The organism is Streptomyces sp. bgisy130, from assembly GCF_057708345.1.
Window position 1 is genome coordinate 1 of record NZ_JBYISA010000081.1, and the last position, 10,292, is coordinate 10,292.

The 10,292-nt window shown below is 70.1% G+C and carries 10 protein-coding genes and 2 pseudogenes; 8 read left to right on the forward strand and 4 right to left on the reverse strand.

Going from position 1 to position 10,292, the window contains the following annotated elements; translation table 11 throughout:
* The 4 genes and pseudogenes from AC3EUV_RS37790 to AC3EUV_RS37805 all read left to right on the forward strand — a co-directional run.
* Window positions 1-280 (forward strand): annotated as a pseudogene (locus tag AC3EUV_RS37790) (aminofutalosine synthase MqnE); the annotation flags it as partial.
* 44 nt (window positions 281-324) lie between these two features.
* Window positions 325-849: a GNAT family N-acetyltransferase gene (locus AC3EUV_RS37795; RefSeq protein WP_432143815.1), complete on the forward strand. Its 525-nt coding sequence runs from the start codon at window positions 325-327 to the stop codon at window positions 847-849.
* Between the two features lie 138 nt (window positions 850-987).
* Window positions 988-1,278: a DUF4229 domain-containing protein gene (locus tag AC3EUV_RS37800; RefSeq protein WP_432143816.1), complete on the forward strand. Its 291-nt coding sequence runs from the start codon at window positions 988-990 to the stop codon at window positions 1,276-1,278.
* 447 nt (window positions 1,279-1,725) lie between these two features.
* Entirely contained in the window at window positions 1,726-3,087 is a 1,362-nt protein-coding gene (locus AC3EUV_RS37805) for a dicarboxylate/amino acid:cation symporter (RefSeq protein ID WP_435604860.1), read from the forward strand.
* Window positions 3,088-3,190: 103 nt separating this feature from the next.
* Here AC3EUV_RS37805 and AC3EUV_RS37810 read toward each other — a convergent pair whose 3' ends face one another.
* On the reverse strand, window positions 3,191-4,072 hold the full coding sequence (locus AC3EUV_RS37810; RefSeq protein WP_435604861.1) for an alpha/beta fold hydrolase: 882 nt from the start codon (window positions 4,070-4,072) through the stop codon (window positions 3,191-3,193).
* A 163-nt stretch (window positions 4,073-4,235) separates the two neighbouring features.
* On the opposite strand from AC3EUV_RS37810, the gene AC3EUV_RS37815 reads away from it, so the two are divergent.
* Window positions 4,236-4,940, forward strand: coding sequence for a TetR/AcrR family transcriptional regulator (locus tag AC3EUV_RS37815; protein ID WP_435604862.1), 705 nt, complete (start codon window positions 4,236-4,238; stop codon window positions 4,938-4,940).
* A gap of 551 nt (window positions 4,941-5,491) precedes the next feature.
* A complete protein-coding gene (locus AC3EUV_RS37820; protein ID WP_435604863.1) occupies window positions 5,492-7,420 on the forward strand; it encodes an AMP-dependent synthetase/ligase in 1,929 nt (642 codons plus the stop codon).
* Window positions 7,421-7,625: 205 nt separating this feature from the next.
* Here the strand turns inward: AC3EUV_RS37820 and AC3EUV_RS37825 are convergent, their stop codons facing one another.
* The 3 genes from AC3EUV_RS37825 to AC3EUV_RS37835 form a co-directional block, all read right to left on the reverse strand.
* The gene (locus AC3EUV_RS37825) at window positions 7,626-7,937 is read right to left on the reverse strand and encodes a hypothetical protein (protein ID WP_432143823.1); all 312 of its coding nucleotides are present in this window, start codon (window positions 7,935-7,937) and stop codon (window positions 7,626-7,628) included.
* A 16-nt stretch (window positions 7,938-7,953) separates the two neighbouring features.
* Complete coding sequence (locus AC3EUV_RS37830) at window positions 7,954-8,091, reverse strand: hypothetical protein (RefSeq protein WP_158092640.1); 138 nt, start codon at window positions 8,089-8,091, stop codon at window positions 7,954-7,956.
* A gap of 439 nt (window positions 8,092-8,530) precedes the next feature.
* The gene (locus AC3EUV_RS37835) at window positions 8,531-8,734 is read right to left on the reverse strand and encodes a cold-shock protein (protein WP_003984261.1); all 204 of its coding nucleotides are present in this window, start codon (window positions 8,732-8,734) and stop codon (window positions 8,531-8,533) included.
* A 249-nt stretch (window positions 8,735-8,983) separates the two neighbouring features.
* Here AC3EUV_RS37835 and AC3EUV_RS37840 point away from each other — a divergent pair, with 249 nt between their 5' ends.
* Both AC3EUV_RS37840 and AC3EUV_RS37845 read left to right on the forward strand, forming a co-directional pair.
* Window positions 8,984-9,886, forward strand: coding sequence for a menaquinone biosynthetic enzyme MqnA/MqnD family protein (locus AC3EUV_RS37840; protein ID WP_432143824.1), 903 nt, complete (start codon window positions 8,984-8,986; stop codon window positions 9,884-9,886).
* Window positions 9,887-10,068: 182 nt separating this feature from the next.
* Window positions 10,069-10,292, forward strand: a pseudogene (locus tag AC3EUV_RS37845) (dehypoxanthine futalosine cyclase); the annotation flags it as partial.

Sequence of the window (10,292 nt, forward strand, 5' to 3'; positions counted from 1 at the left end):
GCACATCAAGTGCTTCTGGGTGATGCACGGTCTCCAGACCACCCAGCTCGCCCTCCAGCACGGCGCGGACGACATGGACGGCTCGGTCGTCGAATACAAGATCACGCACGACGCGGACAACTACGGCACGCCGAACAAGCTGACCCGTGAGGACCTGCTGGAGCTGATCCGCGACGCCGGCTTCCGCCCCGTCGAGCGCAACACCCGCTACGAGGCGATCCGCGAGTACCCGGGCCCGGACCCGGACCGCCGCGAATCCCCGCAGCCGATGCGCGTCTGACCTGCTCGGAAGCGCCGTCGGCGGGGAGCGTTAGGGTCCGGGTCATGAACGTGCGTTTCGACCTGGACCCTTCCGTCACCCCCGAACTCCATGACGGAATATGCGCGTTGTGGGCCGATGTCTCCAACGCCGGGGGCGCGGTCGGGTTCGTGCCGCCGGTGACCCGCGAGGACGTCCGCCCGGAGCTGCGCAAGCATCTGACGGCCATGGCCGAGGGCCGCCAGCACCTGGTGGCAGGGCGGGACGCGGACGGCCGGGTGCTGGCCACGGCGTTCCTCACCACCAACACCCACCGTCTGATGAAGCACTGGCTGTGGGTCTACACCGTCATGGTCCACCCCACCGTCCAGGGCCGGGGCGCCGGCCGCCGGCTGATGGCGGCGGTCGCTGACGCAGCCCGCTCCGTCGAGGGGATCACCGCGCTCCGCCTCACCTGCCGCGGCGGCTCCGGCGCCCGCCCGTTCTATGAGGCCTGCGGCTACCAGGAGGTCGGGCGGGTGCCCGGCGCGATCCGGGTGGCGGACGACGACTACCGCGACGACATCACCATGTGGCTGGATCTGGGCTGACGGCCGGGCCGGGGGCTGTGCCGGGCGGGCCGCGCCATGACCGGGCTGCGGCGGGCGGGGGCCGCGAAGATCGCCCGAAGCGCTGTGCTTGACTGGATGCAGACCCTTTAGGTTGCCGTTGAGGAGAAGGTCCCATCCGTGAGTAGCCACAACTTCGCCACGCTCCGCTACACCGCCCTTCGCATCGGCCTCTTCGTTGCCTCGTTCGCCGTGGTGTGGGTGCTGGCGTACGTCCACGTGATTCCGCTCGGGCTCGGCGCCTCCAACATCTTCTGGCTGCTGCTGCTCGCCGTGGTGATCTCCGCGCCGCTCAGCTTCGTGCTGCTGCGCAAGCAGCGGGACGCGATGGCCCAGCAGATCGCCCCCAGGGTCGACCGCCGGCGTGCCCGCTTCGCGGCCAGCGTCGGCCAGGAGGACGGCCTGAAGTAAGGCCGCCCCCGGGGCCACCGGCCCCGTGATGTAACACGCCTCACAGCCGCTTCGTCGCGACAGGCGCCCGTCGCCGTGGACTTCGCTCCACGGGCGGGCGCCTGTCGCGTTTCTGACGGCGGGTCCGGTGCGCGGGCCACCCCCGGAACTCAAAGATTTTCTTTGGGTTCCTCAAAGTTCAAGTGTTAACGTTCCTCTCATGAAGTCAGCAGCCGCGCCCCCGTCCCCCATGAGCACTCCGCTCGTGGCGCGCCTGCATGTCGATCTCTGCCGCTGTGTGTCCGCGGCCTGTTGCCGCCGCTGACCTCTCTCCTCAGCGGCCGGAGATCCTTCTCCCCACCCCTCCGGGCGGGAGAGGCCCGCATCGCTGCTGCTCCGCAGCCGCTCGAGTTCCTGGCGCTTCTTTTCGCCGTCCCTGACGCCTGACCTGTCCCCGGAGTGTGTCCCTTGTCCCCGTCCGCCGAGACTTCCGAGTCCGCACCGGCGCCGCAGCGCCCCACGTCCTCCCGCATACCCACGATCCCGTTCTGGGTGCAGATCCTGACCGGCCTCGCCCTGGGCGTGCTGCTCGGCTGGGTCGCCAAGAGCGGTGACGTCGGCTGGCTCACCACCACGCTTGCGCACATCGGCGACCTCTTCGTCCAGCTGCTGAAGCTGGCCGTGGCGCCGCTGGTCTTCTTCGCGATCCTGGTGTCGATCACCAATCTGCGGCAGGTCAACAACGCCGCCCGGCTCGCCTCCCGCACCCTGCTGTGGTTCATGGTCACCTCGCTGATCGCCGTCGCGATCGGCCTGGCGATCGGCCTGCTCAGCAACCCCGGCGCGGGCACCGGCCTGACCCCCAAGGACGGCAAGGCCCCCGACGAGGCCGGCTCCTGGATCGACTTCCTGACCGGCATCGTCCCCACCGACATCATCACGCCGTTCACCGAGCTGAACGTGCTCCAGATCGTCTTCATGGCCGCCGTCGCCGGTATCGCGGCCCTCCAGCTCGGCGAGAAGGCCGAGCCGGTCCTCGCGATCAGCCGCTCGGTCCTCGAACTGCTCCAGAAGGCCCTGTGGTGGGTCATCCGCCTCGCCCCGATCGGCACCGTCGGCCTCATCGGCAACGCCATCGCCACGTACGGCTGGAACCTGATCGGCAAGTACGCGACCTTCACCGTCGACATCTACGTCGGCTGCGCGCTCGTCCTCTTCGGCGTCTATCCGCTGCTGCTGTCGACCGTCGCCAAGGTCAACCCGCTCCAGTTCTTCCGCGGCGCCTGGCCCGCCATCCAGCTGGCCTTCGTCTCCCGCTCCTCGGTCGGCACCATGCCGGTCACCCAGCAGGTCACCCAGCGCCTCGGCGTGCCGCGGGAGTACGCCTCCTTCGCGGTGCCGTTCGGCTCGACGACCAAGATGGACGGCTGCGCCTCGATCTACCCGGCGATCGCCGCGATCTTCATCGCCCAGATCTTCGGCGTCGACCTGGGCATCGGCGACTACCTCCTGATCGCCTTCGTCTCCGTCATCGGCTCCGCCGCGACCGCCGGCCTGACCGGCGCCACGGTCATGCTGACGCTGACCCTCTCCACCCTGGGCCTCCCCCTGGAGGGCGTCGGCCTCCTGATGGCCATCGACCCGATCCTGGACATGATGCGCACGGCCACCAACGTGGCCGGTCAGGCGGTCATCCCGATCCTGGTCTCCGCCCGCGAGAAGATCCTCGACCGCGAGGCGTACAACGGGGCGCGGAGCATCAGCCTGGACACGGCCGCCACCGACGAAGCGGACGCGAACGTCTCCGTACCGGCACCGGCTGCCGCCTAGCGTTCCCGAGCCGTCCCCACGACTGCGCCCCGGCCTTTCCCCAAAGGCCGGGGCGCAGTCGTGGGGTGTCCTCCTCACCGTCTGCGGACCGAAGGGACCGATTTCAGGCCACCGTTACCGCGCCCGTGTGCGCCAGGATCGCCGTCGCCAGCGGTGCGTGGACGGCGGGCGGCAGCGCGTGCCCCATGCCGGGGATCTCGACGAGCTGCGCACCCTGGACGCACTGGGCCAGATGCTGGGAGTGCGGCGGCGGGATGACCGGGTCGGCGGTGGCGCTGACCACCAGGGTGGGGACCTCGTTGCGGGCGAGCCGGTCCGTGCGGAGCATGCCGTCGTGCTCCGCACGGTCGTGTGCGGTGCTCACCCGGTGGTGTCCCGTGTGGGCGATGACGTGGTGCTCGAAGGCGCGGAAGTAGTCGTCATCGAAGGGGAGCTGGTCACCGGCGAGTACGCGCCAGTGTTCGATCCGGCGCTCTACTTCGGCCGCCGGGCCGTGATCCTCGACGGGATGGGACCACAGCTCCAGGACCTCGGGCGAGATGCCCGGCAGTGCGTCGGCGGGGACCGTGCTGCCGTCGGGGCGGGTGCAGTGGGTGGTGCTGAGGGCCATGGTGCTGATGAGAGTGGCGCTGAGCAGTCGGTCGGGGTGGTCGGCGAGCACCATCTGGGCGAGCATGCCGCCCAATGACATGCCGACGATATGGGCCCGGTCGATGCCCAGCCCGTCCAGGACCGCGATCACGTCATCGGCGAGATCGGCGATCCGGTAGGGCCGTTCCTCGAAGGACCAGGTGGAGCGGCCGGTGTCGCGGTGGTCGTAGCGGACGACCCGGTGGTGCGCGGCCAGTGCGTCGACCAGCGGCTCCGGCCAGCCGAGGCCGCTCGCCTGGGCACCCATGACCAGCAGCAGCGGGGCCGCGTCGGCGGCACCGCGCTGCTCGGTCCACAGGCGGACTCCGGGGGCGGCGTCGATGAACTGCTGCATGGGGTGGTCCTCCAAGGTTGCGGACAAGGCCGTCGCTTGCTCGCAGTAGCGCGACGATACGTATCGTCTCGCCATGGCGGGAACGCGTCAAGAGGTGAGGGGTGGGAAGCGAAGATCGTAAACTTACTTTGCAGTAAAGGGGCGGGATGGAGGGACATTCGGGGTGGGAGCTGTGAAGAGCAAGCGGGTGCCGCGCGCCGTCCGGGAGCAGCAGATGCTGGACGCGGCGGTACTGACCTTCGCGCGGCGTGGGTACCGGGCGGCCTCGATGGACGAGATCGCCGAACTGGCCGGAGTCTCCAAGCCGTTGGTCTATCTCTACCTGAACTCGAAGGAAGACCTGTTCAACACGGTGATCCGGCGGGAGTCGGCGGCGCTGGTGGCGGCCGTGACATCGGCCGTCGAGCCGGGGGTGGCGCCCGACCGGCAGCTGTGCAGCGGCCTGAAGGGCTTCTTCGCGCACACCGCCGAGCATCCGTACGGCTGGGCCGTACTCCACCAGCAGGCGCGGACGCACGGTGAGCCGTTCGCGCGCGAAGTGGCCGCGCTGCGGGCGGAAATCGTCGCGTTCGTCACGGAGTTGCTCGGTGCAGCCGCAAAGGAGGCGGGTTGCGTCGGTGAGCTGGCCGAACGGGAGGTCGCCGGCCTCGCGCACGCGTTGGTCGGCGCGGCCGAGTCACTCGCCGAGTGGGCCAATGTCCGTACGGACGAGGGGGATTCGGGTGGCCCCGAGCATCCGCCGGCCAAGGACACCGCGGCCACGATGATGAACTTCGCCTGGATGGGACTCAACCAGCTCATGGGTGGAGAGCGTTGGGTGCCGGGCGGCCTCGTCGACCACGAGAGCCGCTCCTGCGCCGGGCGATGACACGGCCCCGCGCGTCGGCTGCCGCCCCGGTCCCGGTCTTCCGGGGTCGGGGCGGCTTCGTGATTGGCGGGGCGAAGGTGGTGCGGGGTATTGGCCAACTCCCGGTCCTGGCATAAATTTACCTCGAAGTAAGGTTACTGCTGGGTCAGGAGTGGTTGCTGCCCGGCGGGGGCCTTGGTGGGTCTCGATTTTGTCTGCGGGAGGGTTGTGGCTGGTCGCGCAGTTCCCCGCGCCCCTGTGTGGGCGCCGTATGTGGTTTGGTGCGGCGCCGTTGTGGCTGGCGCCGGGCGGCTTGTGTGGTTTGCCGCGGGGGTCGGAGGGGACGCACCGGGACCCGTCCTCGGCGCGGGCGACGCGGCTACGAGCAATTGACTACCCCGGTGCCCCGCCCGCAGGACCGGAGCAAATACCGGGGTGCCTTACCTCTGGGACCAGGGCCGCCCGCGCCGAGGACGGGGTACCGGGCGTCCCCTCCGACCCGCCACCCACCCGCCGTAGGCGAACGGCGAACAGCCCACGGCAACTTGCACAGGAATGACGAGGAGCCGCTCGTGTCCCACCAGGAAAGTGCAACCCCCGGATCACTCACCAGCCCCACCGCCACCCCCACCCTCACCGAGCCGCAGAAAACCCTGATCGACGGCACGGTCCGGGAGGTCTATGTGCCCCCGCTGGCCGGGCCCGTGCGGAGTGGCTCGCTCGGGGACCTTCCCTTCGTCAATGCCCGTGAGGCCCCTGGCGACGTCGTGCTCGCCCGTAAGCAGCCCAGCGGCATCTGGCGCGACATCAGCGCCGCGGAGTTCGCCGCCGAGGTACGCGCCGTCGCCAAGGGCCTGCTCGCGGCCGGTCTCCGTCCCGGGGACCGGCTCGCGATCATGGCTCGGACGACCTACGAGTGGACCCTCGTCGACTTCGCCGCGTGGGCGGCCGGCCTGGTCACCGTCCCCCTTTACCCCACGTCCTCCGCCCACCAGGCGCAGTGGATCCTGCACGACTCCGGCGCCCGCGCCTGCGTCGTGGAGGGCGTCGACGAGGCCCGTCTGATCAGCGGCCTGCGCGCCGAACTCCCCGTCCTGGACCACCTCTGGCAGTTCAACACCGGCGCCGTGTCCCAACTCGTCGCGGCGGGCCGCGAGATACCGGACGAGGCGGTCGACCAGTGCCGCGCCGCCACCGGCCCGTACGCCCTCGCCACCCTCATCTACACCTCGGGCACCACCGGCCGCCCCAAGGGCTGCGCCCTCACCCACGCCAACTTCTTCGCCGAGGTCGACAACGCCGTCGAGCTGCTGCACCCGGTCTTCAAGTCGGTCAGCGAGGAGCCCGCCGCCACCCTCCTCTTCCTGCCGCTCTCCCATGTCTTCGGCCGGATGGTCGCGGTCGGCTGTCTGCGCGCCCGCGTCCGCCTCGGGCACGCCCCCAGCATCCGGACCGACGATCTGCTGGCCGACCTGGCCGGTTTCCGGCCGACGTTCCTGCTGGCCATCCCGTATGTCCTGGAGAAGGTCTTCAACACCGGACGGGCCACCGCGGAGAAGATGGGCCGCGCCGCCTCCTTCGACCGCGCGGTCCGCGTCGCGCGCTCCTACGGCGAGGCCGTCGAGGCCAGGGAGCACGGGACGGGCCCGGGCCCCGGCGTGGCCCTCAAAGGCGCCCGCAAGCTCTACGATCCCCTCGTCTACCGCCGCATCCGCGCCGCCCTCGGCGGCAAGGTCCGCCACGTCCTCTGCGGCGGCTCACCCCTCGGCCGCCGCCTCGCCGCCTTCTACACCGGCGCCGGCATCGAGATCTTCGAGGGCTACGGCCTGACGGAGACCACGGCCGCCACCACTGTCACCCCGCCCCTCCGGCCCCGTATCGGCACCGTCGGCTGGCCGCTCCCGGGCACCGCCGTCCGCATCGCCGACGACGGCGAGATCCTGATCCACGGCGACCACGTCTTCTCCGGCTACTGGGACGCGGCCCTCGGCGCGGCCCGCCCGGTCACCGACCAGGGCTGGCTCGCGACCGGTGACCTGGGGGCTCTCGACCCGGACGGCTACCTCACGATCACCGGCCGCAAGAAGGAGATCATCGTGACGACGGGCGGCAAGAATGTCGCCCCGGCCCCCTTGGAGGACCGCCTCCGCTCGCATCCGCTTGTAGGCCAGTGCCTGGTCATCGGTGACAACCGCCCGTACATCACCGCGCTGATCACCCTGGAGCCGGACGGGCTCGCGCACTGGCGGCAGATGCACAAGAAGCAGGACCTGCCGCCCGAGCGCCTGGTCCGCGACGAGCGCCTGCTGGCCGACATCCAGCGTGCCGTCGATGACGCCAACGAGCTGGTCTCCCGGGCCGAGTCCATCCGCCGCTTCGCGGTCCTCCCGGTGGACTTCACCGAGGAGACCGGGCACCTCACCCCGTCCCTGAAACTCCGCCGGGCCGCCGTGGCCCGCGATTTCGCCAAAGACATAGCGGCCCTTTACGAAAGCAGATGACCCCCGGTCTGGAGCAAAAGCCCTCGGCGCGTCAAACTGGAACCCCGTGTCACCTCTGTGGGGGAGGTGGCACGGGGTCTGACGTGCATTGCCGCACCACGGCAGCCGGCTGACTTCCACCGGCCGGCCCGGCGGCCGCCGGTGCGCCGCACCCGCCAGGGGCCGGTCAAGGCCGGCTGCTGCGGGGGGAGTTGTCCGGGCCTGCTCAGCGCGGCGGCAGGGCCACGGCCGTCTGCATATCGCAGGTGTTGCACCAGAACGCCCAGCCGTTGGCGTCGACGGACCGCGACCCGCAGGCCAGACACGGGTCGCCCACGAAACTCGCGGCGACCCAGGAGCCGGCCGTCGCCGCCCGCCGCCCGGCGACCGCGCATTCGTCGGCGTAGCAGGGGATGCACAACCCGCCCTGCTGACCGGGCAGTTTCATCGACCGTATGCCGCAGGTCGAGCACGGGAGCCGGCCGACGTACTCCTCGTCCAGGCCGACCGGCTTACCGTTCCTACTGGAGGCCGCCATGTCGCCTCTGCCTCCTCTATGCCAGGACGGTTCCGGTGCCGCCACAACCGGAGCACTGTGTGGTGACGCGGTCGCCGGTCGGCGTCTCCCAGTCCACGGTGCCTCTGCCGGCGCAGTCGGGGCAGGGCTTCTGCGGGGGCAAGTGCTCGCTCATTCTGCCCACGGTAGGCCGGGTCATGTTCCGATGTGACCACTTTCCGTGATCGCTTCGGTACGGAGTTGTGCCGGTGCCGGGTGTGCGCCCCCGCGCGCGGCGGGCCGGGCCGGGCGGGGAGGGGTGCGGCGCGGCCCGGGGTGCGTGGGGCGGGCGACGCGCGTGACAGGGACGGCCCGGGAATTCCTTCCCCTGCGGTTCATCCGGCCGGGAGTCGAGGTCGCCTGCGAATCCGCGGTCATTGACGGAAGAATTCCCTATTGCGGTGGCATTCGGGTGTGTCATGCGTCGGACGACGGGAATTCAGGTGCCCGCCATTCGTGCGATGGGCGTGTCGGCGGGCGAAAAGGCAGGAGCCCCGCTCGCCACCGAAGTGGCGGAGCAGGGCTCCTTGGGTACTGCTTAGGGGCGACCTGGAAGAAATTCCGGGCCGGGCAACTTAGACCGGCGTGACGTTCTCCGCCTGCGGACCCTTCGGGCCCTGCGTGACGTCGAAGTTCACCTGCTGGTTCTCCTCCAGGGAGCGGAAGCCAGAGGCGTTGATCGCCGAGTAGTGGACGAAGACATCCGGGCCGCCGCCGTCCTGGGCGATGAAGCCGAAGCCCTTTTCAGCGTTGAACCACTTGACGGTTCCGGTAGCCATAAGCCCTCCTTGGGCCAAAGGGTTGCCCTGCTCCAGAACCTGCAAAGAAGTCTGAAACTACAAGAGCCTGCGGGGTCACATGCTCCGCAGGCTCTGTACTGCAAGGGAAACCAAACTGCAACTTGCGCTGAGCGTAGCATGTGCTGCTCCTGAGGCGGAAGAGCCAAAGATCACGTTTAACCGATGGCACTAACGTCCATACGCTGCCCCGCCGCGCTGCCCCCGGGGACACAGGTCTAGCCTCCGCATGTGGACAATTCAACCTTCGGAGACGCACCCGCGGGAGGCGGCGCCGGCCGCCGTCGCAGCCGGCCGCGAGTGGGCCACATCCAGTTCCTGAACTGCCTGCCCCTTTACTGGGGCCTGGCCCGTACGGGCACCCTGCTCGATCTGGATCTCACCAAGGACACGCCGGAGAAGCTCAGCGAGCAGCTGGTGCGCGGGGATCTCGACATCGCGCCGATCACGCTCGTCGAATTCCTGCGGGCCGCCGACGACCTCGTCGCATTTCCCGACCTCGCCGTCGGCTGCGACGGCCCGGTGATGTCCTGCGTGATCGTCTCGCAGAAGCCGCTGGACCAGCTGGACGGTGCCCGGGTCGCGCTCGGCTCGACCTCGCGGACGTCCGTACGGCTGGCCCAGCTGCTGCTCGCCGAGAAGATCGGGGTGCGGCCCGACTACTACACGTGCCCGCCGGACCTCGGTCTGATGATGCAGGAGGCGGACGCGGCGGTGCTGATCGGCGATGCCGCGCTGCGCGCCAATCTGCACGACGGGCCCCGGCTGGGCCTGGAGGTCCACGACCTCGGCCGGATGTGGAAGGACTGGACGGGCCTGCCGTTCGTCTTCGCCGTCTGGGCGGCCCGGCGCGAGTATCTGGAGCGCGAACCGGCCGTGGTGCAGAAGGTGCACGAGGCGTTTCTCGCCTCGCGGGATCTGTCGCTGGAGGAGGTCGCCAAGGTCGCCGAGCAGGCCGCCCGCTGGGAGACCTTCGACGAACCGGTCCTGGAGCGCTACTTCACCACGCTGGACTTCCGCTTCGGGCCCGCGCAGCTCAAGGGCGTCGCGGAATTCGCCCGGCGGGTCGGGCCGACGACCGGGTTCCCGGCGGATGTGAAGGTGGAGCTGCTGGAGGCGGCGGCCGCCCGGTAGCGAGCGGCCTCGCGGCGCGGCACGTACTGCTGAGGCGAAGGGGCACGTCCGGTACTCCTGAGCCCGGCCGTCGCCGTCCCCCGGTGTGCCGCGGGTGGCCGCCCGGCCGGGCGGTGGGGCTGTCGTACCCCTGACGTACGCTGGTTCAGTTCGTGATGCCCGCCTGCGAAAGGGACGCCCCGGTGACCGAGAACGCCGACCTCCAGTCCGTACTCGACCGCGCCGCGCAGGGCGGCCGCATCACGCCGGAGGAAGCGCTCGACCTGTACCGCTCCGCTCCGCTGCACGCGCTGGGCAAGGCCGCCGACGCCGTCCGCCGCTGCCGCTACGCCGGCACCGAGCACATCGCGACGTACATCATCGAACGCAACATCAACTACACCAATGTGTGCGTGACGGCCTGCAA

Bases quoted from the DNA above. Each gene is read 5' to 3' on its own strand.
- AC3EUV_RS37810 (WP_435604861.1), bottom strand. From the start codon at position 4,072: ATGCAGCAGTTCATCGACGCCGCCCCCGGAGTCCGCCTGTGGACCGAG.
- AC3EUV_RS37830 (WP_158092640.1), bottom strand. From the start codon at position 8,091: ATGAGCGAGCACTTGCCCCCGCAGAAGCCCTGCCCCGACTGCGCCGGC.
- AC3EUV_RS37835 (WP_003984261.1), bottom strand. From the start codon at position 8,734: ATGGCTACCGGAACCGTCAAGTGGTTCAACGCTGAAAAGGGCTTCGGC.
- AC3EUV_RS37795 (WP_432143815.1), top strand. From the start codon at position 325: ATGAACGTGCGTTTCGACCTGGACCCTTCCGTCACCCCCGAACTCCAT.
- AC3EUV_RS37825 (WP_432143823.1), bottom strand. From the start codon at position 7,937: ATGGCGGCCTCCAGTAGGAACGGTAAGCCGGTCGGCCTGGACGAGGAG.